At 41.0% G+C, this 26,902-nt stretch carries 25 protein-coding genes and 1 pseudogene; 24 read left to right on the forward strand and 2 right to left on the reverse strand.

Annotated features, from left to right (window positions below):
• The first annotated feature begins 2 nt into the window (after positions 1 to 2).
• The 4 genes from H9631_RS10865 (at position 3) to H9631_RS10880 (ending at position 4,024) form a co-directional block, all read left to right on the forward strand.
• Positions 3 to 1,400: a Na+/H+ antiporter NhaC family protein gene (locus H9631_RS10865; protein ID WP_191812683.1), complete on the forward strand. Its 1,398-nt coding sequence runs from the start codon at positions 3 to 5 to the stop codon at positions 1,398 to 1,400.
• Positions 1,401 to 1,662: 262 nt separating this feature from the next.
• Positions 1,663 to 2,424, forward strand: coding sequence for a ParA family protein (locus H9631_RS10870; RefSeq protein ID WP_191812787.1), 762 nt, complete (start codon positions 1,663 to 1,665; stop codon positions 2,422 to 2,424).
• Positions 2,417 to 3,271 carry a ParB/RepB/Spo0J family partition protein gene (locus H9631_RS10875; protein ID WP_191812685.1) on the forward strand — a complete coding sequence of 285 codons (855 nt, stop codon included), beginning with the start codon at positions 2,417 to 2,419 and terminating at the stop codon, positions 3,269 to 3,271. Before H9631_RS10870 ends, H9631_RS10875 begins: the two co-directional genes overlap by 8 nt.
• Positions 3,272 to 3,307: 36 nt before the next feature.
• On the forward strand, positions 3,308 to 4,024 hold the full coding sequence (locus H9631_RS10880) for a DUF554 domain-containing protein (protein ID WP_191812687.1): 717 nt from the start codon (positions 3,308 to 3,310) through the stop codon (positions 4,022 to 4,024).
• A 104-nt stretch (positions 4,025 to 4,128) separates the two neighbouring features.
• Here H9631_RS10880 and yyaC read toward each other — a convergent pair whose 3' ends face one another.
• Positions 4,129 to 4,737, reverse strand: coding sequence for a spore protease YyaC (gene yyaC, locus H9631_RS10885; RefSeq protein ID WP_191812689.1), 609 nt, complete (start codon positions 4,735 to 4,737; stop codon positions 4,129 to 4,131).
• A 185-nt stretch (positions 4,738 to 4,922) separates the two neighbouring features.
• On the opposite strand from yyaC, the gene H9631_RS10890 reads away from it, so the two are divergent.
• The 3 genes from H9631_RS10890 (at position 4,923) to ychF (ending at position 7,289) form a co-directional block, all read left to right on the forward strand.
• Entirely contained in the window at positions 4,923 to 5,831 is a 909-nt protein-coding gene (locus tag H9631_RS10890; RefSeq protein WP_191812691.1) for a mechanosensitive ion channel family protein, read from the forward strand.
• 2 nt (positions 5,832 to 5,833) lie between these two features.
• Positions 5,834 to 6,031, forward strand: coding sequence for a DUF951 domain-containing protein (locus H9631_RS10895; protein ID WP_160706898.1), 198 nt, complete (start codon positions 5,834 to 5,836; stop codon positions 6,029 to 6,031).
• A 157-nt stretch (positions 6,032 to 6,188) separates the two neighbouring features.
• On the forward strand, positions 6,189 to 7,289 hold the full coding sequence (gene ychF, locus H9631_RS10900) for a redox-regulated ATPase YchF (protein ID WP_191812693.1): 1,101 nt from the start codon (positions 6,189 to 6,191) through the stop codon (positions 7,287 to 7,289).
• A 318-nt stretch (positions 7,290 to 7,607) separates the two neighbouring features.
• Here the strand turns inward: ychF and H9631_RS10905 are convergent.
• Positions 7,608 to 7,975: pseudogene (locus H9631_RS10905) on the reverse strand (MmcQ/YjbR family DNA-binding protein).
• A gap of 228 nt (positions 7,976 to 8,203) precedes the next feature.
• Between H9631_RS10905 and H9631_RS10910 the strand changes: the two are divergent.
• The 17 genes from H9631_RS10910 to yycF all read left to right on the forward strand — a co-directional run bounded on the left by H9631_RS10910 (position 8,204) and on the right by yycF (position 26,899).
• Entirely contained in the window at positions 8,204 to 9,343 is a 1,140-nt protein-coding gene (locus H9631_RS10910; RefSeq protein ID WP_191812695.1) for a thiolase family protein, read from the forward strand.
• 24 nt (positions 9,344 to 9,367) lie between these two features.
• Positions 9,368 to 10,924 (forward strand): fatty acid--CoA ligase, encoded by a 1,557-nt coding sequence (locus tag H9631_RS10915; protein WP_191812697.1) that lies wholly within the window; start codon positions 9,368 to 9,370, stop codon positions 10,922 to 10,924.
• A 106-nt stretch (positions 10,925 to 11,030) separates the two neighbouring features.
• Positions 11,031 to 11,363, forward strand: coding sequence for a DUF378 domain-containing protein (locus H9631_RS10920; protein ID WP_191812699.1), 333 nt, complete (start codon positions 11,031 to 11,033; stop codon positions 11,361 to 11,363).
• Positions 11,364 to 11,584: 221 nt separating this feature from the next.
• Positions 11,585 to 11,875, forward strand: a complete 291-nt coding sequence (gene rpsF / locus H9631_RS10925; RefSeq protein WP_191812701.1) for a 30S ribosomal protein S6 — start codon at positions 11,585 to 11,587, stop codon at positions 11,873 to 11,875.
• A 63-nt stretch (positions 11,876 to 11,938) separates the two neighbouring features.
• Positions 11,939 to 12,439: a single-stranded DNA-binding protein gene (gene ssb, locus H9631_RS10930; protein ID WP_191812703.1), complete on the forward strand. Its 501-nt coding sequence runs from the start codon at positions 11,939 to 11,941 to the stop codon at positions 12,437 to 12,439.
• A 24-nt stretch (positions 12,440 to 12,463) separates the two neighbouring features.
• Entirely contained in the window at positions 12,464 to 12,700 is a 237-nt protein-coding gene (gene rpsR, locus H9631_RS10935; RefSeq protein ID WP_120115822.1) for a 30S ribosomal protein S18, read from the forward strand.
• 631 nt (positions 12,701 to 13,331) lie between these two features.
• Complete coding sequence (locus H9631_RS10940) at positions 13,332 to 14,270, forward strand: YybS family protein (protein ID WP_191812705.1); 939 nt, start codon at positions 13,332 to 13,334, stop codon at positions 14,268 to 14,270.
• Between the two features lie 42 nt (positions 14,271 to 14,312).
• Entirely contained in the window at positions 14,313 to 16,286 is a 1,974-nt protein-coding gene (locus H9631_RS10945; protein WP_191812707.1) for a DHH family phosphoesterase, read from the forward strand.
• On the forward strand, positions 16,283 to 16,732 hold the full coding sequence (gene rplI, locus H9631_RS10950) for a 50S ribosomal protein L9 (RefSeq protein WP_191812709.1): 450 nt from the start codon (positions 16,283 to 16,285) through the stop codon (positions 16,730 to 16,732). The genes H9631_RS10945 and rplI overlap by 4 nt, the downstream gene beginning before the upstream one ends.
• 327 nt (positions 16,733 to 17,059) lie before the next feature.
• A complete protein-coding gene (gene dnaB / locus H9631_RS10955; RefSeq protein WP_404801735.1) occupies positions 17,060 to 18,412 on the forward strand; it encodes a replicative DNA helicase in 1,353 nt (450 codons plus the stop codon).
• Positions 18,413 to 18,723: 311 nt separating this feature from the next.
• Entirely contained in the window at positions 18,724 to 19,245 is a 522-nt protein-coding gene (locus tag H9631_RS10960; RefSeq protein ID WP_191812712.1) for a sigma-70 family RNA polymerase sigma factor, read from the forward strand.
• Entirely contained in the window at positions 19,238 to 20,557 is a 1,320-nt protein-coding gene (locus H9631_RS10965; protein WP_191812714.1) for a DUF4179 domain-containing protein, read from the forward strand. Before H9631_RS10960 ends, H9631_RS10965 begins: the two co-directional genes overlap by 8 nt.
• A 37-nt stretch (positions 20,558 to 20,594) precedes the next feature.
• Entirely contained in the window at positions 20,595 to 20,990 is a 396-nt protein-coding gene (locus H9631_RS10970; protein WP_191812716.1) for a VOC family protein, read from the forward strand.
• Between the two features lie 95 nt (positions 20,991 to 21,085).
• A complete protein-coding gene (locus H9631_RS10975; RefSeq protein ID WP_191812718.1) occupies positions 21,086 to 22,225 on the forward strand; it encodes a serine hydrolase in 1,140 nt (379 codons plus the stop codon).
• A gap of 159 nt (positions 22,226 to 22,384) precedes the next feature.
• Complete coding sequence (locus H9631_RS10980; protein WP_191812721.1) at positions 22,385 to 23,671, forward strand: adenylosuccinate synthase; 1,287 nt, start codon at positions 22,385 to 22,387, stop codon at positions 23,669 to 23,671.
• Positions 23,672 to 24,312: 641 nt separating this feature from the next.
• Positions 24,313 to 25,686, forward strand: a complete 1,374-nt coding sequence (locus H9631_RS10985) for a VWA domain-containing protein (RefSeq protein ID WP_191812723.1) — start codon at positions 24,313 to 24,315, stop codon at positions 25,684 to 25,686.
• Between the two features lie 505 nt (positions 25,687 to 26,191).
• Entirely contained in the window at positions 26,192 to 26,899 is a 708-nt protein-coding gene (yycF, locus tag H9631_RS10990) for a response regulator YycF (protein ID WP_191812725.1), read from the forward strand.
• Positions 26,900 to 26,902: the final 3 nt, after the last annotated feature.

Here is a 26,902-nt window from a genome sequence, read left to right on the forward strand (position 1 = left end):
ATATGGAGTTAGGTATACTTTCTTTATTACCCGCAACCATTGCCATTCTCTTAGCATTTATTACAAGAAATACTGTATTTTCGCTTGCGGTTGCCTGTTTTATTGGTGTCCTCGTTGCCGGACAAGGTTTATTAGGTTTTCCGAATCTACTAAAGGAAGCTTTAGGTACCACAAGCTTTTCGTGGATATTTTTGTTGGAGCTTTTTATAGGCGTATTAATAGCCTTTTTTCAGAGAACAGGAGCCATACAACGATTTTCAGCTATCATGGATAGAAAAAACTTTAATCGTGTAAAAACTCAGCTTGTTTCTTGGTTTTTAGGTATGTTTGTATTCTTCAGTGATTACTTTAGCCCACTTTTTGTCGGGTCTACTATGCGAAATTTGTCTGATAAAGCTAAGATATCAAGGGAGAAATTGGCCTATATAGCGGATTCTACTTCGGCGCCAGTAAGTGTACTAATGCCTATAACCGGATGGGCAGTTTTTATTTCTGGATTGTTAATAGGAATGGGAACCATTGCAAGTCCTGATGAAGCGATAAAAGTATTTGTCAAAGCCATCCCTTTTAATTTTTATGCACTCCTGTCAGTCTTATTTGTTGGATTGATAGCCCTAAAAATTATTCCGGATTTTGGTCCAATGAAAAAGGCTGAAGAGCGGGCGATGAAGGAAGGGAAGGTATTACGCGATGGGGCCGAGCCCTTGATGGGAGAAGAGTTAACAGAGATAGCACCTTATGAGGGAATTAAAACAAATATATTTTTGAATCTTTTCTTGCCAGTTATCATTGTGATCAGCATAGCAATTGGCACATTTTTTGTATTAGACTCTGCCAAAACAATGGAAGCATTTCTGACTGCTTCAGTTGTTTTGGGAATCATTATGAGATTACAAGGGATTCCTTTTAATGAAATTATGAAAACAGCAACGTCGGGGATGAAGGGTGTTTTGCCTGCAATCATCATATTGGCTTTTGCCTATTCATTAAATAAATTAACTGAGGATATTGGAACCGCAGAGTATATTGTTTCCATTACAGAGAATTTTTTGACTCCTAGTCTTCTTCCAATGATTACATTTGTACTGGCAGCGATTATTGCCTTTGCTACAGGATCTTCATGGGGAACTTTTGCCATTGTCATGCCACTGGCTGTGCCGCTTGCGTTTAGCTTTACGGGAGATGAGGTAACTACTCTTGTTTTGGCTACCATTGCGGCAGTTTGTGGCGGCGGGGTGTTTGGAGATCATTGTTCGCCTTTGTCAGATACCACAGTGCTGGCATCAAGTGGTGCTGCATCAGATCATATGGATCATGTAAAGACACAGATTCCCTATTCTCTAGCTGTTGCGGTAATTGCTAGTATGGCCTATTTGTTTATTGGCTTAGTTTTTGTATAATGTTTTCAACACCTTATTATTTGCTAAATTGGAAAAATCCGGCTCTTTTAATAGAGAGTCGGATTTTTTATTTTTATGCATTTCAAAACAAAGTACTGTTTCTGTATTTTTATAGTATGAGAAACGGCTGTCTACTACTTTTTTATAAGTGACAAATGATGTTTTAAATATTTTAGGATTTAAGATTAAATGCTGCGTATTATTTGTTAAAATAGATTAGGTGCGAACAATTTTCGTAGGAAGTAAGGGGTAGGTGAAATTGTTGGGAAAGATCATTTCCATAGCCAACCAAAAAGGGGGAGTCGGAAAAACGACCACCTCTATCAATTTAGGGGCCTGTTTGGCTTACATCGGAAAAAAAGTATTAATTGTAGATATAGATCCGCAAGGGAATGCGACAAGCGGAGCGGGGATTGACAAAGGGGATGTCAACGAATGCGTCTATGACGTGCTTGTTGATGATGCAGATATTAAAAAGGTAATCCAGGAGACGGCGGTGGAAAATCTGTCAGTGGTCCCATCAACTATTCAATTGGCAGGGGCTGAAATTGAGCTGGTTCCGACTATATCAAGGGAAGTTCGTTTAAAACGCGCCTTGGATGAAGTAAGGGATCAATATGATTTTATTTTGATAGATTGCCCTCCATCACTCGGATTACTGACAATTAATGCCTTGACGGCATCTGATTCAGTATTAATACCGGTACAATGCGAATATTATGCGTTGGAAGGACTCAGTCAGTTATTAAATACAGTTCGGATTGTGCAAAAACATTTAAATCAGGAGCTGATGATTGAGGGTGTGCTGTTAACGATGCTAGATGCCCGGACTAATCTTGGTCTCCAAGTGATTCAGGAAGTGAAGAAATACTTTCAAAATAAAGTCTATCAAACAGTGATTCCAAGAAATATCAGGCTGAGTGAAGCGCCAAGTCACGGGCAGCCAATCATCATTTATGATCCTAGATCAAGGGGAGCGGAAGTTTACTTAGAACTCGCAAAGGAAGTGGCTGAAGTTGGCTAAAGGACTTGGAAAAGGCATTAATGCTTTGTTTGCGAACATAGATGTGGATGTAGGGTCAGAGGAGATGGTCCGAGAAATCCAATTGACCGAAATCAAGCCTAATCCCTATCAACCACGGAAAATCTTTTCCGCTGAAGCGATTGACGAGCTCAAGAAATCCATTAAGGAGCACGGCATTTTACAGCCTATTATCGTAAGAAAAAGCGGAAAAGGTTATGAAATTGTTGCAGGGGAAAGGCGATTCCGTGCAGCAAAAGCCGCACAGTTCAAAAAAATCCCTGCAGTGGTCCGAGAATTTAATGATTCTCAAATGATGGAACTTGCTGTGTTGGAAAACTTGCAACGTGAGGATCTGACGCCAATGGAAGAAGCGGCGGCTTATCAAACTTTAATGGACAAGCTTGGCGTTACACAGGAAGATCTTGCCAGAAGGCTTGGAAAAAGCAGGCCTTATATTGCTAACCATGTTAGGTTGCTGACATTGCCTCCAAAAATCCAAAAGCTGATTACCGATGGAAAATTAACAATGGGTCATGGAAGGACATTGCTTGGACTTAAGCAGAAAAACAAGATGCTTTCCGTAGCGGAGCAGACAATAAAAGAAGAACTAAACGTCCGTCAATTAGAGCGGCTAATCCAAAGACTAAATGAAAATGTTCCACGTGAAACAAAAAAGAAAGTCATTAAGAAAGACGTTTTTATAAGGGAACGGGAAGATCATCTGAGAGAAAAATTTGGAACAACGGTGACAATTAGTCAAAATAAGAAAAAGGGGAAAATTGAAATCGAGTTTCTTTCCCCGGAAGATTTGGAACGTATTTTAGAAATAATGGGGTTAAGCGAATAAACGAAGTTCCATTGATAGGAAAAGTCGGGTGAGCTCATGATTTTATTGGGGACAATTGTGAATGCAGTCTGCATTATTATAGGTACGTTGCTTGGAAGATTTCTACAAACCATTCCAGAAAAAATGAAGGAAACAGTCATGTATGGGATTGGATTGGCTGTCATAGCTCTTGGACTGCAGATGGGCTTCAAAAGCGAAAATTTTTTAATTGTCATTATCAGTCTTGTGATTGGTGCAGTACTGGGTGAATGGTGGGCGCTTGATGACAAGCTTGCCGCTGTGGGTAAATGGCTGGAAAAAAAGATGGGATCAACCGGAACAGGGAGCATTTCCCAGGGATTTGTGACTGCTACATTGATTTTTGTGATCGGTGCGATGGCAATTATTGGAGCTCTGGATAGTGGGATTCGGAATGACCATAATGTGCTGTATACGAAAGCAATCATTGATGGATTTACAGCCCTTATTTTATCAACGACACTTGGCATTGGGGTTATTTTCTCCGTCATCCCGGTTGTTCTTTACCAAGGGACAATTGCTTTGTTTGCAACCCAGATTAATCAGCTCGTACCTCAGGAATTGATGGATGCTTTTATAGTGGAAATGACAGGCACAGGAGGAATGATGATTTTTGCTATTGGCCTGAATTTAGTGGGTTTGACGAAAATCCGAGTGGCTAACCTGTTGCCAAGCATTCTGGTAGTAGCCATAATCGTTGCCATCATGCACTACTTTCCAATGGGAGCCTTGTAAAAGAAACAGGAGAAATACCTGTTTCTTTTTTTATTTAGGGGTCTGACCCCCGCTGCTTTAACGCATTACCGCGGTGGGGGTCAGACCCCGCCATTTTAGCCCCGCTATTTCGCTGGTTTTCTTTTTACAAGGTTGAAACCGATTGACTGGAAGGTTGTTTTTTTGTCGTAGATTCTATCGGCTTCGACAAGGGCCGCGGATATTTTTTTCGCTAGCTTCATCACAAGGTTCAAACGCGTATTTTGGAGTACGACGAATTCCATATGTCCCGCCATATTGACGATACCTGTAATAAAAGCTTCTCCTACTTCCGGGAGCTTTTTATTTACCCCAGCTCCAGGCTTAATTGGACCTGTACCAACCTTGATTTCTCCGATACTTTCAATTCTGCCTAAACAAGCGTCAATACCAATGATGAACGGATTTTTGTATGATTTTTTCACATACTGTAAAATCTCCTTCAAGTTCATCGCATGTACGGGACTTTCCAATGTTCCGTAAACATGAAAGATATTCATTCCTGCTTCGGATAAGAAAGATCCGATTAATGGTCCGAGCGAATCTCCGGTTGACCGGTCTGTTCCAATGCAAATAATGATGACAGGCTGATTTTTCTGTGAGGGAAGAAGGTCCAAAAGAGCATCGGATATTTTATAAATCGCGGTTTGATCCTCAAAATGTACGATAGTATCAACTATATTCTGTTGCTCCACTCCAATCCCCCTTTAGCACTCGTCATAAAACCGTTCGATTTTGTTATTTGATAACCAGTATACGAAGAACAGCCATTTTCTATACATGGAGATGGGCTGGAAGAAGACTTTTTATGATTGGAAAGGGGCATCATTTATTGTTAAAATAAAGGAATGAATTCAAGAAGTGGATCAGGTGAACAAAAATGAAGCAAAGTCCAGATTTAGAGAAGGAAACGAATATATTGATAAAAAAGCTGACCAACCCTGATTTATGGATCAATTATGGTTTGATCGCTTTAAAAATCATCATTATTATTATTGTGTCTACTATTGTCATACGAGTCGGAAAGGCTGCGATTGGAAAAATATTCAAAAGAAGATCCAATGTGCCGATGCAATTTTCGGAGAGGCGTGAAGCAACGCTTGTTAAACTGTTGCAGAATATCCTATCGTATATAGTTTATTTTATTGCTATCGTCACAATTCTTTCGGCATTATCAATTGATGTAAAAGGAATTCTGGCTGGTGCGGGAATTTTGGGACTCGCCGTTGGTTTTGGCGCTCAGAACCTTGTGAAAGATGTAATTGGTGGCTTTTTTATCATCTTCGAAGATCAGTTTTCCGTTGGAGACTATGTTCGAATTGGAGAATTTGAAGGAACCGTCGAAGAAATTGGACTTCGGACAACGAAAATATTGAACTGGACAGGAGAACTGTACATTCTTCAAAATGGCAATATTACAGAAGTGACGAATTTTTCGCTTCACAATAGTGTAGCAGTTGTAGATATTTATCTTGGTTATCAGGCGGATTTGAAAAAAGTGGAAGTTTTAATTGAAGATTTGCTGAAAACAATGCCGCAAAAATATGAACAAATTGTTGGGACGCCCAGTGTGCTTGGGGTTCAGCAATTAGGCGCATCTGAAATTGTCCTGCGGGTAACTGCAGAGACATTGCCGCTTCAAAATGCATTTATTGCAAGGGAGCTTCGAAAGGCAATCAAACTCGAATTAGATGCACAACAGGTGGAAGTTCCGTATCAGCGCATTGTGATGATGCAAGGGAGCGATCACCCAAAAAACAATCATTTTAGTGACCGACAAGGGGGATAAGAATGGAAAAAAAAGAATTTAACCTTCAAGACGTTGTTGAAATGAAAAAACCTCATCCATGTGGAACCAATCGTTGGCGGATTATACGAATGGGGATGGATATCCGCATAAAATGCGAAGGCTGTGGACACAGCGTTATGCTCCCAAGGCGGGAGTTCACAAGAAAAATGAAAAAGATTTTGGAAAAGCATGAGGAGTGAACGTCATGCTTTTTCTATTGGAAGGACGGAGAGCTAGGATTTTTACTCTTGCATGGGGCAAAGCTCCGGCAATTCACCTTGCGCTTTTTCCTTTCAGTCTCTATAATTATGAATGGATTGGGGGCAGAGCCTGTCCCGACAAAGAGGAGTGACCGAGATGGCCCTAACAGCAGGGATTGTTGGTTTGCCAAACGTAGGCAAGTCAACCTTATTCAATGCAATTACGAAAGCGGGAGCGGAAGCAGCGAACTATCCATTCTGTACAATCGACCCTAATGTCGGTATCGTAGAAGTTCCGGATGACCGTCTCCAAAAATTGACTGAACTTGTCAAGCCGAAGAAAACTGTACCAACGGCTTTTGAATTTACTGATATCGCCGGAATCGTCAAAGGCGCGAGCAAAGGGGAAGGACTCGGAAACAAATTCTTGTCCCATATCCGCCAAGTGGATGCAATTTGTCATGTTGTTCGCTGTTTTGCTGATGGCGACATCACGCATGTATCAGGAAAAGTAGATCCGATTGATGACATTGAGACGATCAATCTTGAATTGATTTTGGCAGATTTGGAATCTGTTGAAAAACGCATTGGCCGCGTTGAAAAAATGGCGAAGCAAAAAGACAAGGATGCCATGGCTGAATTTGAAGTGCTGAGCAAATTAAAAACTGCTTTCGAATCTGACCAATCGGCAAGAGCTATTGATTTTTCCGATGACCAGCTTAAAATTGTCAAACAGCTTCATTTGCTGACAAGCAAACCTGTTTTATATGTAGCGAATGTTGGAGAAGACGATTTGGTTGATCCATCAGGCAATGAATATGTGAAAAAAGTGATGGACTATGCGGAAAAAGATAACGCGGAAGTCATTATCATCAGTGCCAGAATCGAAGAAGAGATCGCGGTGCTCGACGATGATGAGAAAGCGATGTTCCTAGAAGAATTGGGAATAGAGGAATCCGGATTAGATCAATTAATTCGTGCAGCCTATCATCTTTTGGGATTAGCTACTTATTTTACAGCCGGAGAGCAAGAAGTCCGTGCGTGGACATTCAAAAAAGGAATGAAAGCCCCGCAATGTGCCGGAATCATCCATACGGATTTTGAAAAAGGATTTATTCGCGCTGAAACAGTTTCCTACGAAGATTTACGGGATGCTGGATCTATGAGTGCTGCAAAAGAAGCAGGAAAAGTGCGTTTGGAAGGAAAAGAATATTTAGTACAGGATGGCGATGTCATCCATTTCCGCTTTAATGTTTGAGTCATTTGGTGCATCAAACTTTTTAATCAAGGTATATTTCTAAATCATGTTGGGTTACTCTATTTTACTTTCGGTAAAATGGAGGACTGTACTTTACTTTACTTTGAACGGCTGCTAACCTCGCAGCCGTTTTTTCATTGGTAATTGTATAGATAAAATAGACGATATTTATGTGGGTGTGTTCTCTTGGTGTAAAGCTGAATGAAGCATATTCAGTGAGGATTCACATATTGTGATAAAGTCAGTTGTTTTGCTATGATAACTAAATGCAAAATTCACCTAACTTTTCTTTAGAAGTAGTTAATCTCTATTCTTCATTCATATTTCAGATGGAAGACCAATCTCTTTTTGTACTTTTTTGGGTAGATTTTTCAAGACCAAGTTGTAGGAATGTGCAATTAATTTTCTATTAGCTCATCTGATATGTTTGATTCAAAGTAAATGGAGTTCCAATGTTTTTTGTTCATATAATATCCGGGAATGACCGCTTCATTACCTTCTCGTAATTCCTCTGAAAGAGTCGGATCACATTTTAATGTTAAGATGGGTTCCCCATTTGAATCCCCACCAATCATTGCATACATCTTGGTTCCGATAAAAAATCGGTCAGCTTCCCAATCCTTTTGGTAATCTTGGGTGGTACCTGCGAGCTTTAAACAACAAGATTCAATGCTTTTTCTATCCATTTCATCACTCCTTCTTTATATTTTTTCTTAAAGCCATTACACTCACTTTAACAACAAAGCCGTTGGTTGAAAAAACAATTTAAAAGGTTCTCTTTTTGTATTTTATCATCTTTCATCTCTATTTTTCCTTTTTCTATTTCAAATAGAACATCTCCCAAAGAAGGAAAATGCCGAGAGTTTATCGAAAAAGAAGGTAAGCGCTTTCTAACGACTAAGGAGGAGAAATGTTTGAGGGAAGTTGTGATTGTTGAAGCTGTAAGGACACCAGTTGGAAAAAGAAACGGGATGTTAAGCCAGACACGCCCGGACGAGCTGCTTGCCATGGTTTTAAAGGAAATTACGGAACGGGCTGGCGTTGAAGCAAGTCACGTGGAAGATGTCATTGCCGGCTGCGTTACACAGGCAAGCGAACAAGCAAATGATATTGCAAGGCTCGCTGTATTGATAGCAGGATATCCGATGACAGTTCCAGGAGTCACCCTTGACAGACAATGTGGTTCAAGCCAGCAGGCGGTTCATTTTGCTTGCCAAGCGATTTTAAGTGGAGATATGGATGTCGTTATAGCGTGCGGAGTGGAGAGTATGTCGCGAGTTCCCATGCTTTCAAATTTGCAAGGAGCCAGAAACAGTAAAAAGCTAACGGATCGCTATGAAATAATCAACCAAGGGCTGTCGGCGGAACGGATTGCAGAGCAGTGGGGATTTTCAAGAGAAGAGCTCGACCTTTTTTCCCTGAAGAGTCATGAAAAGGCTGTAAGAGCCATGAAGGAAGGCCGATTTAATCGTGAAATCATGGAAATCACTACTGAAAGTGGAATGATGAATAACGATGAAGGTCCCCGTGAACATACATCAATGGAAAAACTTGGAGCTTTAGAACCTCCTTTTTTAAAAAATGGAAAAGTCACCGCGGGTAATGCGAGCCAAATCAGCGATGGAGCTGCAGCCATATTGCTCATGTCCAGGGAAAAGGCGGAAGAACTTGGGGTAAAATCTCGTTTTCGAGTCATTTCTAGGTCAGTAGTGGGGTCAGACCCCACCTTAATGCTTACAGGGCCAGTAGCAGCAACGGAGAAAGCATTGAAGAAAGCTGGAATGGACCTTTCAGATATAGATTTATTTGAAGTAAATGAGGCTTTTGCTTCTGTTCCGCTCCAATGGCTGAAGGAAACTGAAGCGAACCCGGAAAAACTAAATGTCAATGGAGGTGCAATTGCGCTAGGGCATCCGCTTGGTGCAAGCGGGGCGAGGATAATGACGACATTGGTTCATGAATTGGAAAGGCAGAATAAGAAATATGGACTCCAGGCGATTTGTGAAGGTTTCGGCATGGCGAACGCGACAATAATAGAAAGACTTGAACAGTAAATTTCAATACAGGGAGTGGTATACGTGGGAGGACCTACACTCAGAGATGTATTTGAGCAGACTGTTGCAAAGTTTCCCTTAAAGGAAGGGCTTGTGGATCGGAGATTAGGAAAAAGCTGGACCTATCGTGATTGGGATCTGGAGGTGAACAAGCTTGCCAATGCCTTCAGACATGCGGGAGTTGAAAAAGGAGACAGGGTATCCACTATTTTGTACAATACTGCCGAATTCGCGACGACTCTGTTTGCTTGCATGAAAATCGGCGCCATTTTCAATCCCATCAATTTTCGCCTGACGGGAAAAGAATTGAAATTCATTTTAAGCGATGCAGCCCCGAAAATTGTGTTGTATGAAAAAGCAACGAGCAGTACAGTTACGTATGCGGCCCAGTTAATTTCGGATATTCAGTTTTGGTGCATTGATGAGCCAGGTTCATTTGCAAAGGAATATGATGAGAAAATATCCAACGCTTCGACTGAGAGACCAACTTGTGAACTCAATGAAAATGATCCCTACGCCATCATGTATACTTCCGGCACGACAGGGATGCCAAAAGGAGTCATACATTCCCACCGCAATATGGTAGATCAGAGTCTCATCATGTCGGCTGTTATGCGTGTGACAAAAAATGAGAGGGGTCTGAGTGTAGCACCAATGTTTCACTGCGCTGAGCTCCATTGTGCCTTCCTTCCACGTCTTATGATGGGCGGTTCCAATATCATTATGCATCATTTTGATGCAAAGGAGCTTATTCAAATTATAAAAGAGGAAAGAATCACTCATTTTTTTGGTGCCCCCACAATGTGGAATATGATACTGCGTGAAGATTTAACAGAAGCTGATTTTTCAAGCCTACGTGCAGGGCTTTACGGAGGAGCTCCTATGGCTCCGGCCCTTGTCAAAAAAGTAAATAATACTTTGGAAATTGATTTATTTCAGGCATATGGGATGACTGAGATGGGGCCTGCTATATCAGTGCTATATGATGATGAGCAACTATCAAAATCAGGAGCTGCTGGAAAACCTTTGATCAATCATGAAATAAGAGTGGTCAAAGTAAAAGAAGGAGTACCATCTGATCCCCTCGATATTTGTTCTCCCGGGGAGTTGGGAGAAATCATCGTGAAAGGTCCAAGTACCATGCTGGGATATTTTAATTGTCCGGATGCCACAAAAGAAGCAATGTATGAAGGATGGTACCATTCGGGAGATATTGGATACATGGATGAAGAAGGCGTTTTGTGGGTGAGTGATCGTGTAAAAGATATGATTATTTCGGGCGGTGAAAATATTTATTCAAGGGAAGTCGAGGATGTCCTATTTGAACATTCCGGGGTTTTGGATGCCGCCGTCGTCGGTGAGCCGGACGAAATGTGGGGAGAAAGAGTTGTCGCTTTCGTGGTGAAAAAAGATCCTTCGATAACGGCTCAGGAGCTGGATAACTTTTGTACAGAAAACAATCGTCTTGCTCGGTATAAAAGGCCGCGCCGTTATGAATTCATGGAGGAGCTTCCGCGAAATGCTAGTGGTAAGCTGCAAAAATTTATGCTGAGAGAGCAGGCTGCCATCGCTAAAAAATAAAACGAACTCTAAACAGTATAAAGCACCTCTTTTCTTCAAATAATAGTACCGAATCAATAGCAAATGCCACTGTTGGTTCTTTTGAAGAAAAAAGGGGGTGTTCAGCTTGAGCACACTACGTAAAATTGCCTTAGCTCTGGTCGTTATTGGTGCTATCAACTGGGGATTGATCGGATTATTCAGGTTTGACCTCGTGGCTGCCATATTTGGAGGGGGCTTATCGCGGTTAATTTATACCTTAGTTGGACTAAGCGGCCTTATTTGCTTGTCATATTTCTTCGATCGGGAGGAAGCGGACGAGAGTGAGCGTTATACAAGTCCAGTTCTAGATGAAGGAACAGGCGTTCAGCCTAACTATGGAACGGAATTTGCCGAAGACCCAGATCTAGATCATACCTTCAATCCATCCAGAAATTTTCATGATAATGAAGAAGAATAATTTGAAAACCATGCAAGCCATAGAGGCGAGCATGGTTTTTTATTAATAATGTCGAATTGTCGATATATGTTGATTGGCTGGAATATATACTATAATAAAAAATGATATTTGTTTTATGAGTGTCTTTATGTTATAATTTTTCTCTGTGAGTAATGAAAGTTGCTCCTTGCCCTTGATTATTTTTTTGAGGGCCGCACAGACCATAAGGAGGTGGAACATTGATGAGAAAGTACGAAATCATGTACATTATTCGCCCAAACATTGAGGAAGAAGCGAAACAATCTGTTGTAGAACGTTTCGATAATATTCTTACTTCCGAAGGGGCTGAAGTCATCGAATCAAAGGATTGGGGCAAGCGTCGCTTGGCATATGAGATTGAGGATTTCCGTGAAGGATATTACCGCTTAATCCATACAAATGCAAATGCTGAAGCTGTTCAGGAATTTGATCGTCTTGCTAAAATCAACGATGATATCATTCGTCATATCGTAATTAAAGAAGAAGAAAAATAAACAGAAATAAATGTTCCACGTGGAACAATGTAAGAATAGTAAATCGGGAAGAGGTTGATTCTGATGATGAACCGAGTAGTATTAGTTGGCCGATTAACTAAAGATCCAGATCTGCGTTATACTCCAAACGGAGTACCGGTTGCGAACTTCACATTAGCTGTTAACCGTACGTTTACAAATCAGCAGGGAGAACGTGAAGCAGATTTTGTCAATTGCGTTATTTGGCGTCGCCCGGCAGAAAATGTGGCCAACTTCTTGAAAAAGGGAAGCTTGGCTGGAGTTGACGGTCGTTTGCAGACACGGAGTTATGATGATCAGAATGGAAAACGGGTGTATGTAACTGAAGTAGTTGCAGATAGTGTCCAGTTTTTGGAGCCTAGAGGTGCTGCTTCACAAGATCGTGGTCGCGATGTTGGCGGAAACCCATATGGTGGTGGGGATCAACGAAGCCAAGGTTCATCATACGGTGACCAAAGGAACCAGGGCTATACTCGGACAGATGAGGATCCGTTCTCAAATGATGGACAACCAATCGATATCTCAGATGACGATCTTCCATTTTAATAAAATGATAAAGGAGGGTTTTAAATGGCAGGTGGACGTAGAGGCGGACGTAAGCGTCGGAAAGTGTGTTTCTTTACTTCGAACGGTATTACACACATCGACTATAAAGATGTTGATCTACTTAAAAAGTTCATTTCTGAACGTGGGAAAATTCTTCCACGCCGTGTGACAGGAACAAGTGCTAAGTACCAACGTAAATTGACTGCAGCTATCAAACGAGCTCGTCAAATGGCACTTCTTCCATTTGTGTCAGGAGAATAATAAGAGGGGAGCAATGAGGAGAAATCCTTGTTGCTCTTTTTTTGATATAGTAAGAAAGCATAAAATTAGATGAAATATTAAGTTTTTCTTAGCTGCGACATACAGGACGTCGCTGAACTGAACCCGCCGACTCACAGGACGTGCAAGTGCTGACAGCGTCACCGGCGCAAGGATCAAGTCGGTGTTGGGGAACTATCTCATCAAAATTCGCCTTGTGCTTGTCGCCTGAGTCTGTGCGCCTTCCGCTTTTCTGTTTGTGAATAAATTCAAGAGTGCCACGTCTAGTATCGACGCAGTAAAAAGTGTTTGTGCAGGAACAATGTCGTTAGGATATACTTTTTTCAGCACAACTCTAAAATTTTAGTGGCATCCTCATATTTCATTCTTCTTTACCTTATCAGAAGCATTCAATATCCTTACCCGTCTCAATATCTGCCATTAGATACCTGGCGATACAGCTAAAACGAGTTATTCGACCTCGGCCCATCCTTCCGCCAGATTCTTAATTTATCCGTTCCGTTCGTAATTTGCTTGCCAAATAAATGCTTACTTTAATAATGTCCTTGCCGCCTGTGACTTATCAGGTGTTTTTTGTTAAAATAGACTGGTACATACTTAATGAGGTGAAAAAGTGAAAAATACGCGCATGTTGACAGAAGGGGCATTAATGCTTGCGATTTTTACAGTGCTGCTGCTCTTTTCTGCCTACGTTCCGATGGCAATGCTCGCCACTCAATTTTTTCTAATCTTGCCCTTCCTTTTCTATAGTTCAAAATACCCTTTGAAAAATTCACTTGTATTGCTTATAGGGGCAATGTTTATGTCTATGCTAGCAGGGACGGTGCTTGCGATTCCATTTACGATTCTATATGGGACAACTGGTATAATGATGGGATATTGCATTCGAACTGGAAAAACTAAGATGGTTACCTATATGGCTTCGAACCTGGTGTTTTTGGGGAATGTTGTATTATTTTATGTGCTGGCAGCTCAACTGTTTGGTATGAATTTTTTTGATAAGATGATCCAGATCTTTTTAAGGTCTTCCGACCAATATGCCGACATGATGAGAGCGCTGGGGCAGACTCCTGACCCTAACCTGCAAAAGCAGGTTCAGGATATGATTGGATTAATGAAAACGCTGGCTCCAAGTCTTCTGGTGAGTAGCGCATTCTTATACGTTATTCTATTCATTGTGATTAATTTTCCGATTATCAAGAGGTTTGGAATTGATGTGCCGAAATTTCCTCCTTTTAGGACGGTAAAATTCCCAAAAAGTATCTTATGGTATTATTTAATCACCTTGATGGTTTCCCTCTTTATTAAACCTGCAGAAGGAACATTTCTACATATGACCGTCGTCAATGCTGCTTATATATTGCAAATATTGATGATGATACAGGGACTGGCCTTCATTTATTATTATAGTCATGTGAAAAAGTGGTCGAAAGCTATACCGGTTACCGCCACGGTTATGACTTTTTTACTGCCAACGTTTTTCTCTATCATCAGGTTATTAGGTATAATTGATTTAGGCTTTGATTTAAGACAGCGATTGGCAAAGAAGTAATGATAGGAAAAAAATTAGTATGGAGTTAAGGGAGCTGAAAGGATGCCGCCATATATAAATAAAAAGAAGAGCCTTCCTCCGATAATTGGGATTGTAGCTTTAAGCGCCATTCTTCTTGTAATCATCAGTTTTCGATACTGGTGGGCAGGCGCGATAGGAGCTCTCTTGCTCATCATTTTCTTGGTATTATTTTTTAATTCCCAGAAGGACAGGATGAGGGAGATCGAAAAATATATTTCCACGCTTTCTCACCGTGTGAAAAAAGTGGGGGAAGAAGCGCTACTGGATATGCCGATCGGAGTAATGTTGTTCAATGAAGATAATATCATTGAATGGAGCAATTCTTACATGGCATCACGGTTGAATGAACCGTCGCTCGTTGGGCGTTCACTTTATGAAGTAGCCGAGTCACTCATACCATCCATTCAACAGGAAAAAGAATCTGAGATCATTACATTAAATGAACGCAAATATCGCGTACTTTTGAAGAATGAAGAACGTCTTCTTTATTTTTTTGATGTAACGGAAGAAATCGAAACGATGAAACGGTATCAGGATGAACGCCAGGTGATTGCAACCATTCTGCTTGATAATTATGATGACGCGACCCAGGGAATGAATGATCAGACAAAAAGTGAACTCAATAGCACAGTTACAGCTTTGTTGAATAATTGGGCCTTGGAACATGGCATCTTTTTAAAAAGAACATCGTCGGATCGGTTTATTATTTTATTTAATGAAAAAACATTGCATGTGCTAGAGCAAGATAAGTTTTCTATCTTGGATGTTGTCAGGGAAGCGACAGCAAAGCAGCATGTGCCGCTTACGTTAAGCATCGGTGTAGGGCTTGGCGTTTCTGATTTTCCAGAACTCGGAGCTCTCTCTCAATCAAGCTTAGATTTGGCTTTGGGACGCGGGGGAGACCAGGTCGCAATGAAACTGCCAAACGGAAAATTGAAATTCTATGGCGGGAAAACAAACCCAATGGAGAAAAGGACTCGGGTTCGCGCCCGCGTTATCTCGCATGCATTGAAAGACTTGATTTTGGGAAGCGACAAAGTGATCATCATGGGACATAAATTCCCTGATCTTGATGCAATCGGAGCTTCAATTGGGGTCAGAAAAGCTGCGGAGATGAATGGGAAAGAGGGCTATATAGTCATTGACTTCAATGAAATTGATACAAGTGTCAAAAGGCTTTTGGAAGAGCTAAAAAACGAACCGGACCTTTATTCCAGGTTCATTTCGCCTGAAGATGCTCTAGAAATTGCAACGGAAGGAACATTACTTGTTGTTGTAGATACACATAAACCTTCTCTCGTGATTGAAGAAAAACTGCTGAGCAAAACTGACCGAGTTGTCGTCATAGATCATCATCGGAGAAGCGAAGATTTTATAAACAAGCCGTTGCTAGTTTATATGGAGCCATATGCTTCGTCTACAGCCGAGCTTGTGACAGAATTGCTTGAATACCAGCCGAAGAGCAAAAAGCTTCACAGGCTGGAAGCAACGGCACTTTTATCCGGTATTATTGTTGATACGAAGAGCTTCACTTTGCGAACGGGATCCCGGACCTTCGATGCGGCTTCCTATTTGCGGGCACGCGGAGCGGATACCGTTCTTGTACAAAGCTTCATGAAGGAAGATATCGAATCTTATATTAAAAGAGCTAAGCTGATTGAAACAATGGAATTTTACGGTAACGGAGTGACCATCGCGACCGGCGTTGACAATGTTGTCTATAGCCCAGTTATGATTGCACAGGCAGCTGATACATTATTGACAATGGATGGTGTAGCCGCATCGTTTGTCATCTCCAAACGGGCGGAAGAGGTTGTGGGAATCAGCGCGCGTTCCCTTGGAGAAGTGAACGTGCAGATTATTATGGAAATGCTCGGCGGAGGGGGACACTTGACGAATGCAGCGGCACAGCTTCCAGGAATCACGGTAGTAGAAGCAGAGCTGCAGTTAAGACAGGTGTTGGATGAATATTTTGAAGGAGGGCAAACATCGTGAAAGTAATTTTCTTAAAGGATGTAAAAGGGAGAGGTAAAAAAGGGGAAGTGAAGGATGTTGCTGTTGGTTATGCGCAAAACTTCCTTTTAAAACAAGGGTTGGCAGTTGAAGCAACATCTGGAAATTTAGCCAATCTTAAAAACCAGCAAAAGAAAGAGCAGAAATTGGAAGAAGAAGCTCTTCAGGATGCTAAAGACCTTAAAGAAAAGATAGAGAAGCTTACGGTTGAAATTAAAGCAAAATCCGGTGAAGGCGGACGACTATTCGGCTCTATTACCAACAAGCAAGTGGCAGATGAACTAAAAAAGACGCATGACATTAAAGTGGATCGCAGAAAAATAGAAATGGATCAGCCGATCCGGACTCTTGGCGTTACGAAGGTTCCAGTTAAACTTCATCATGAAGTGACAGCGACTCTTAATGTCCATGTAGCGGAACAAAAATAATGTACTTCTCATTGATCAATTCATGATAGAATAGAATAAACGATAAAAATGTGATCTGGTTACTTCGGGTCACATTTTTTTACTGATGATAAAACACATAAAAAAGTTTCATCCCAGACACTGAGAATATGCTTGGTTCGCAAAAAAGAGCATGCTCCTGAGTCATAGCTCTTTTGAGAACATTGTCGCATAGTTTCAGGAGGCTAGTCCATGAGGCATTCCTTGAATCAGTAGCTTGATTGGAGAACTGCCATCTTTCTTGCGCCTTTATTTTTGGATCGACGAGGTTAAAATAATAGGGAGGTGACCTGTACATTGAATGAGTTGATGATTGACCGTACGCCGCCGCAGAATATAGAAGCTGAACAGGCGGTAATCGGAGCGATTTTTCTGGATCCTGCGGCTATCGTATTGGCATCTGAGATTTTGCTGCCGGAAGATTTTTATCGCAGTGCCCATCAGAAAATATTTGAAGTCATGATCCATTTAAATGAAACAGGACATGCCGTTGATTTGGTTACCGTTACGGAACAACTGGCCGCCTCAAAATTGCTGGAGGATGTTGGCGGAATCTCTTATTTGAGTGAGATTTCTGTATCTGTCCCGACAGCAGCCAATGTTGGCTATTATGCTAGAATTGTAGAAGAGAAGGCTCTATTGCGTCGTTTGATCCGAACGGCTACAGATATTGCGACAGAAGGCTATGCGCGCGAAGATGAAGTGGAAGCACTTCTTGATGAAGCTGAAAAAAGTATCATGGAAGTTGCTCAGCGCAAAAATTCAGGGGCCTTTCAAGATATTAAAGATGTCCTTGTCCGAACATATGACAATATTGAACTGCTTCATAACCGGAAAGGGGATGTGACGGGAATCCCGACAGGATTCTCGGAATTAGACCGGATGACAGCCGGATTCCAACGCAACGATTTGATCATCGTTGCAGCACGTCCATCTGTGGGGAAGACAGCCTTTGCTTTGAATATTGCTCAAAATGTTGGAACGAAAACAGATGAAAATGTAGCGATTTTTAGCTTGGAGATGGGGTCAGAGCAACTGGTCATGAGGATGCTCTGTGCAGAGGGGAATATTGATGCTCAGAATTTAAGAACAGGTTCTCTGACTGATGAGGATTGGCGAAAACTGACGATGGCAATGGGAAGCTTATCCAACTCTGGTATTTATATTGATGATACACCAGGAATTCGAGTCAGTGAAATCCGTTCGAAATGTCGGAGACTGAAACAAGAAAGCGGACTTGGGATGATCTTGATCGACTATTTGCAATTGATTCAAGGGAGCGGCCGTTCAAAGGAAAACCGGCAGCAGGAAGTATCAGAAATCTCCCGTTCACTCAAGGCACTCGCACGTGAATTGGAAGTCCCGGTCATAGCTTTATCACAGCTATCCCGGGGAGTTGAGCAGCGTCAGGATAAACGACCAATGATGTCCGATATCCGGGAATCCGGCTCCATCGAGCAGGATGCTGATATCGTTGCATTCCTGTATCGTGATGATTATTATGACAAGGAAACGGAAAATAAAAATATCATCGAAATCATTATCGCTAAACAGCGGAATGGTCCGACAGGAACCGTATCACTGGCATTTGTAAAAGAATATAATAAATTCGTCAACTTGGAACGAAGGTTTGATGACGCGGATGCTCCGCCTGGAGCGTAGTTGTAGAGCACCTCTTATATAGAGGTGTTTTTTTTATAGGGGCTTCAAGACTATTTTTAAGAAACGGTAAAAACGAAATAGGGAAGTTAATACCACAGAGAGCGGACAACCTTTACAGCCTTTATTTTTAGGAGATATTAGGTATTCCTCATTACCTATAAATCCCATTCTGCTATTCTAGGTTATTCTAAGAATTCCATCGTCTTTCCGGGCGATTTTTTATTTTTATTGAAAAAACTTTTACGAATTTTAAGCCATATGGAACTTTCAATTGTCTAATAGATATAGGGCAAAAAAAGAGAGGGTGAATTATGATTATACGCTTAGTGAAAAAAGCTCAGAAAGGGAATGACAAAGCCTTTTTAAAGATTTTTCAACAATCTGAGGAAGACATTTATCGAATGGCTTTTGTATATGTCAAAAATCAAGAAGATGCTTTAGATGTTGTTCAAGAAGTAGCATATCAGTCGTTTAAAAAGATACATACATTGAAAAAACCCGAGTACTTCAAAACGTGGTTGATGAAAATGACGATCAACTGTGCAGTTAATATGGTTAAAAAAAATATGAAAGTGATTCAATTAATACCCGAGTTTGAAGAATTCGTTGGCTCAGATGATGAAGATATTCCTCTTTCATTAACATTACAAAATTTGATAGACACGTTACAAGATAATGAGAAGAGTATTGTTCTGTTGAGGTTTTATCAAAATTTTACGTTTAAAGAAATATCAGAGGTATTAGAGATCCCACTTGGTACGGCTAAATCGGTATTATATCGGGCATTAGATAAACTTCGCAAGAAGTTTAAGGAGGCTGATCTTGGTGAGTAATAAGATAAAGCAGGAATTAGAAAAAATTGAAATTCCAAATGAATTACATGAGAGGTCAAGATTTGGTGTAATGAAGGCGAAATCAGAAAAACCAAAAAGGAAATTAAAAAAGTTAGCGATTCCTTTGATAGCCTCTGCATTGGTAGTATTTTCGGCTGGGGTAGGGGCGGCCCGTATACCAAGCTTTAATAATTTAATAGCTACTGTCAGTCCTGAAATCGCATTAATGCTTCAACCTATTGAGATCAGCGACGAAAATGATGGAATTAAAATGGAAGTGGTTGCTGCGATGAATGATAATGAAATGGCAATTATTTATGTTACGTTACAAGATTTAACGGGTAACAGGATTGATGAAACTCTTGACCTTTACGATTATTCTTTAACTGGTGCTCAAATGTTTAATAGTCGAATTGTAGATTATGATAAAAAAACAAACACTGCTACGGTAAGAATCCAAGGAAATGGCGGGGATAACCTTAACAATGGAAAAGTGAAATTGCGTATTAATTCCTTTCTTAGCGATAAACAAACATTTGAAGTCGCAGTTGATGCCAATCTTTCAGAAATCACAAGTAATCCACCTCAAACGATTCAACTCGATATGAATGACATTCCGGGCGGTGGTGGAAATTTGTATCAAAAGCTACAAGATCAAGGGATAATACAGGTTTTAAAGCCAAATAAGCTTGAAATGCCTCTTCCAGAAATAGAGTTTATGCCTATTACAAATATGGGCATCATTGATAATCACCTTCATATTCAAGTGAGGTGGAATAAGGGGAATATTGATGATCATGGTTATTTTTATTTTGTTGATGATTCAGGTAATGAAATACATCCTACTAATATCACTTTTGGAATAGATGAAGCAGGACATACCAACTATGGTGATGGATATACTGAATATATTTTTGATATAGATAGTGTAGATTTTGAAGAACAAGAATTAATTGCACATTTTGTTTCTAACGGAGAATATACAACAGGGAACTGGAATACTACTTTTAAAATGCGATCTGTTCAAGACGAAATGAATAGTGACTTTCATAAAAACTTTGGAACATGGAGTTCGAAAAATATTTCTATTTCACCATTAGGAGTAACTTTATACGGTAACGGTAAATTCAACGATTCAATCGAAATCGATGTAAGGGCTAAAATGACCGATGGCAGTGTTCAAACTTTAGATTCTATGACTAGCTTTAGTGAGGAAGGAAAGGTTAAAGTTAAATTCATACCATCTTTACCTTTAGAGGTTTCAAAGATTAGATCAATCAATATTGACGGTAAGGACATAGAATTGAAATGATTGATTAAAGACCATACACAGCGATGGGGGGATATGATTGGCAAGGGGACTGCTTCATCATATTGAAATAAACGTATTTAACTTAAGTAAATCCATTGATTTTTGGGGCTGGTTTCTCGAAGAACTGGGATACAGCTCCTTTCAGGAATGGGAAAGTGGGCGAAGTTGGATAAAGGATGATACATACATCGTTTTTGTGCAAACGGAAGAGCGATTCTTGGATATCCCTTATCATAGATGCCGAATAGGTCTTAATCATTTAGCATTTTATGCAGCTTCACGACAACATGTAGATGATCTTACAGAAAAATTGGAGGAAAAAGGAGTTTCTATTCTTTATAAAGACCAGCATCCTTTTGCAGGTGGAGATGATCATTATGCTGTTTATTTTGAGGATCCAGACAGAATAAAAGTTGAACTTGTAGCACCTTAAATAGGTACCAAATGAGTACGATTATTGAATGTCTAATTTTTCACTCGAAACCTTCTGAGCTCTGTTCCCGTATATTACATGAGGGGTGAACAGATGTGAAGAAGGTTCTTTGGATTATTGCCATAGTGTTGTTGATTGCGGTATTAATCATAGGTTTTGGCATTTGGTTTATTAAAAACGAATTTAAAGAAGATGATCCCGAATTTGTTCTCCAGTTGATTAAAGAGCAGGCAGATTCAAAAAATATTGCTTTATCAATCATGCATAATGAAAAGCAGATGGCTAATGTTAACAGTGATGAGCCTCTGCCATTAGCCAGCACGATGAAGATTATTATAGCGATTGAGTACGCACAGCAAGCCGCCGAAGGAACAATCAATCCTGAAGAAACAGTAAGCCTTCAAGAATTAGAGAAGTACTATATTCCGAAGACGGATGGCGGTGCCCATCAGGCATGGATTGATTCTTTAACCTCATTGGAACAGGTGACGATGAGCGAAGTAGCCAATGGGATGATTACCTTTAGCTCCAATGCAAATACGGATTTTCTTATTAATCTGTTAGGGCTGGACCATATCAATGATGTTCTTATCCAAACCGAGCTTTCTGATCATGAGCTGATCTACCCAATTGGAGCCGGGATGTTTCTTCCCAAAACAATAATGGAAGAAAGGAATTTGTCCGAGAAGGAAGCATTAAAGGTGCTGAAGGACATGCCTTTGGATGACTATCGGGCAAAAGCGAACGAAATATTTAAGAGTTGGAATGAGATGCCACCAACATCCAAAGAGAAAAAGGAATTGGCTTCAGCCTTTGATATGAAATTCCAAAAAGTTTGGTCTGATCGTTTAACAAGAGCAACGACAAGTGACTATGTCTCACTGATGGAAAAATTAAATGGAAAACAGTATTTTTCCAGGGAAACGCATACCTTTCTTGATCCTGTTATGGAAGGATTGATGCAAAATCCACAAAATCGTGAGTGGCTCAAACATGCGGGGCAAAAAGGTGGTTCGACGGCCTTTGTATTAACAAAAGCCATGTATGCAGAGGATAAGAAAGGTAACCGGACAGAGCTTGTTCTTTTTGCGAATGATCTGGGTACAATTGAACAAATGCAGCTGACAAAAAAATTGAACAGTTTTCAACTTGAAATTTTGACAGACCCTTCTTTCCGTTCAAAAGTAGAAAAAGAATTAGGAGCTTTGAATTCGGTTAATCAAATTGAATATTAGGTTATAATAGGATTGAAGCAAAAAACATTTGTAAAAGCGAACAAAAATATGGGAATTAATGATAATGTTCGTATTTCACTTGACGTGCGGAATCTGCACTAATAAAATATAAATGTTCTATATTAGGGTTCACCATAAACCGTCGGAGGTGCTGTTTGCATGTCATCAGTAGTAGTTGTCGGTACACAATGGGGAGATGAAGGAAAAGGGAAAATCACGGACTTTTTATCCGAAAACGCAGAAGTGATTGCCCGATATCAAGGAGGCAACAATGCCGGCCATACAATTCAATTCAACAATGTGACATATAAACTGCATTTAATTCCATCGGGGATTTTTTATATAGATAAGATCAGTGTGATAGGAAACGGGATGGTTGTAGATCCTAAAGCTCTTGTTCAAGAACTCGCATATTTGCACGGACATTCCATTTCTACGGATAATTTGCGAATCAGTAACAGAGCGCATGTCATTCTTCCATACCATATTAAAATTGACGAAGTGGAAGAAGAACGTAAGGGTGCAAACAAAATCGGTACAACCAAAAAAGGAATCGGCCCTGCATACATGGATAAAGCTGCACGTATCGGAATCCGGATTGCCGACCTTTTGGATCGCGAAGTCTTTGAGGAAAAATTGAAACGCAATCTTGAAGAGAAAAACCGTCTGTTACAGCGTTTTTATGAAACAGAAGGTTTCACTCTGGAAGAAATTCTGAATGAATATTATGAGTACGGTCAACAGTTCAAGGACTATGTATGTGATACATCAGTTGTCCTTAATGATGCGCTTGATGAAGGCAAACGTGTCCTTTTTGAAGGAGCTCAAGGCGTCATGCTAGATATCGACCAAGGAACTTATCCGTTCGTTACATCATCCAACCCGGTTGCGGGAGGAGTAACGATTGGCTCTGGCGTTGGACCAACGAAAATCGACCATGTTGTTGGAGTGTGTAAAGCATACACATCCCGCGTGGGAGATGGCCCATTCCCAACAGAACTGAAAGGTGAGATCGGTGACCGAATCCGTGAAGTGGGCCGTGAATATGGCACAACAACAGGACGCCCGCGCCGTGTCGGCTGGTTCGACAGTGTTGTTGTTCGCCATGCCCGCAGAGTCAGTGGATTGACGGATCTTTCTTTGAACTCCATCGACGTGTTGACAGGAATTGAAACGGTAAAAATTTGTACAGCATACGATTATAAAGGCACATTAATCAAAGAATATCCGGCTAACTTGAACATTTTAAAAGATTGCAAGCCTTTATATGAGGAACTTCCTGGTTGGACAGAGAATATCACAGGTTGTAGAACATTAGATGAATTGCCTGCAAATGCGCGTCATTATCTTGAGCGTGTATCCCAATTAACAGGCGTACCTCTTTCCATCTTCTCAGTGGGACCAGATCGTTCACAGACCAATATAGTGAAGAGTGTGTGGAGGTAGAAAAGCGGAAGGCGCCGTTTAGCGACGTACAGACTGGAAGACTCCTGACGAGATAAAGGAAACACGGCGACGAAGGCCGCCTCAAGCCGCCACGTCCTGTGGCTTCGGTGGCACTAGGACGTCCTGTCCGTCGGCAGGCTCAGAGAGCGACATTCTGTCGCTTCGATTGCACTAGTATATCTTCTATACGTCGGAGCCGATGTTGACTTATCGTAGGAAGGAGAAGGAAGTCTGCTAGTCGCTGGCGCCTGTAGCTGGACAAAAGGAAAAACGAAAGGCGTTGTTTACCGATGTACAGACTGAGGTGAAATGCGGAAACGCCTTGCTTAGCTCCAACAAGCATAAGACGATTCCCGAGGAAGCGTTCCTCAGCCGCCATTTGACAACAAAAGTATATATCATTTAAGTAAGGCATGGGGTTTTATAACTCCATGCTTTTTTTATGGACAGGTTTTGCTTAAATGATCTGTTCGTACTTTTTAGGTAGAAATCCCTGCTAGCAACGTACATATACAATGCTTTCTTCCTAGCCTTTACAAGTTCTTTCTTAGTAAAAAAGGATGAATCCTATCCGTTTCGTTACTCCTTACGAAAATCCAAGTTAGAATAGGCTTAAGATTCCAATAGAAAGGAAGAAGAAGGTGAAAAGATTACTGTTGACAATCTTGGCCGCCGGGGTCATTGTTGGCGGCTGTGGCAAGGCGGAGAAGACAAAAAAAGAGTCCGAGCCTGATCAAGCTGTTAAGGACGATGCCACCGAGGAGACGGAGGTAAAGGACGCCTGGTGGGAAAAAGAACCAGAATTCTATGAATCGACAGATTTGCCGAGAGAGATGACAGAGGATGAGAAGAACCTCATGAGGAAGCCAGGTGAATTTAGTGGAGAACAATATGATGAGCAGGCGGCTATTGAGAAGCTCAAGGAACTTCCTAATCATCTGACTAGTGAGCAATACACAGAGGCAATCCTGAAATTGGTAGCTGAAGATTATCATAAGGAAGTTCAGGAATTAATTAAATTTGACCCTACGATTGAGGTCACTGGTACCCGGCCTGATGAGGATATTGACGAGCCGATTGTTAACGGCGTCCATTATGCCATTTTATTGGATGCCAGCGGCAGTATGAACGCTCAAAACAAGGGTGGAACAAGAATGGACGAGGCTAAAAGCGCCATCATGAGTTTCATAGATGTCCTACCTAAGGAAAGTACGGTCTCCCTTCGAGTATACGGGTATGAGGGAACCGGAAGCGATGCAGATAAGGAGCGTTCCTGTGCGTCCACTGAAACGCTTTATCATGGAGCAAACGATTCGGGCAAGGTGAAGTCTGCTCTGGAACAAGTAAAACCGGCTGGCTGGACACCGATTGGAAAAGCAATTGCCGAGACCAAAAAGGATATTCCGGAAGATGCCGGTTCCGCCATTGTATATGTGGTAAGTGATGGGATTGAAACATGCGGGGGAGATCCGGTAAAGGAGGCCAAACAACTAGCTGCGGAAGGAATTAAGCCGATCATCAACATTATCGGTTTCCAAGTGGACAATGAAGCCCAGCAGCTTTTAAAAGAAGTGGCCGAAGCAGGAAACGGTGAATTCACATTGGCCAACTCCAAACAGGATGTAGAGAAATATTGGCAAGAAGAGTACCAGCGTTTGATGGATGCATGGGGAAAATGGCAGCGGGAAGGTCTTAAAGAGGTGGGGGCTAAGCAAAAGGAACTCATGAAGAAAGCGGACGACTTGGGCCAAACCATCATGAAAAAATCTGATATTGAATTTAAGCATGCTGAAGATCTCCAGTCTGTCCTTTCAAGAGAAGGGATTCAGGAGGAATACGATATCACAAACAAAGTCTGGAATTTGCTTTATGAACGCCAGAAAAAAAATTGGGGCTATGGATATGAAACCGGAACGAAAACATGGAGAGAGGCCTATGAAGATGGAAATAAGGTTTGGAGAGAAATCTATTACGAAGGAAACAACAAATGGCAGGAATATTATCATAAACAATAAAGGCTTGCATAGACTATTTTTAACAGTAAAGACAACCAGCTTAAATTGTAAACATTATGTGACAATCTAAGGAAAGTCGTATTTTTCTTGTAAAATCATGTCTGTATTTGTTGCACACTCAAAAATCCTATGATAATATACGATTTATTACATCATCCATCAAAAAGCATTGCGACGACATTGACTCTCGCAGTGCTTTTTCTATTCTCTAGGAAATGATTGGAAACTAACCAATCATTTTTGCTGTGTCCAGAAATTGCAATAACAAAACGCCACGTCGAGGCTGTGGTGCATGAAGCATGATCGAGTTACCAGCAGCAAATGGCTGAAAAGCTGTCTATCAAATAAACACTACACTTTGAACCTTTATAGGAGTGGTCCCAGCGGGCTCTTGCCCCATTTGGACTAGTCCTTTTTTTATGATAAAATAGTTAGATTAAGAGACAAAAACAATTTCGTAGAAAATATATGATAAATATTTGTTGATGGGAGGAGAAAGGGCACTGTGGAGAAGAAAATTTTAGTAGTTGATGACGAGAAGCCGATTGCCGATATCCTGCAGTTTAACTTAAAGAAAGAGGGATTTACGGTACAATGTGCCTATGATGGCGAAGAGGCGCTTGAACTCGTTGAAGAAATGCAGCCAGATATGGTTTTGCTGGATATTATGCTTCCAAGCCGTGATGGGATGGAGGTATGCAGGGAAATCCGAAAGAAATATGAAATGCCGATTATTATGCTGACTGCCAAGGATTCAGAAATCGATAAGGTTCTTGGACTTGAGCTTGGCGCAGATGATTATGTAACAAAGCCTTTCAGTACGCGGGAGTTGATTGCGCGGGTGAAGGCGAACTTACGCCGCCATGCACAAATCGCTGATCAACTGACAGAAGACGAGAACGATGAAATCACTATTGGTTCACTGACTATTCATCCAAATGCCTATGTTGTATCCAAGAATGGAGAAACCATCGAATTGACACACCGTGAATTTGAGCTTCTTCATTATCTAGCAAAGCATAGCGGACAAGTAATGACTCGCGAGCATTTGCTACAAACGGTATGGGGCTATGATTATTTTGGAGATGTCAGAACAGTAGATGTGACTGTAAGGCGCCTCAGAGAAAAAATAGAAGACAATCCAAGCCACCCTACGTGGATTGTGACGAGAAGAGGAGTAGGCTACTATTTACGCGTACCTGAACAGGAGTAGTCC

It is taken from the genome of Bacillus norwichensis (genome assembly GCF_014836955.1).
Classification (GTDB): Bacteria; Bacillota; Bacilli; order Bacillales; family Bacillaceae_C; genus Siminovitchia; species Siminovitchia norwichensis.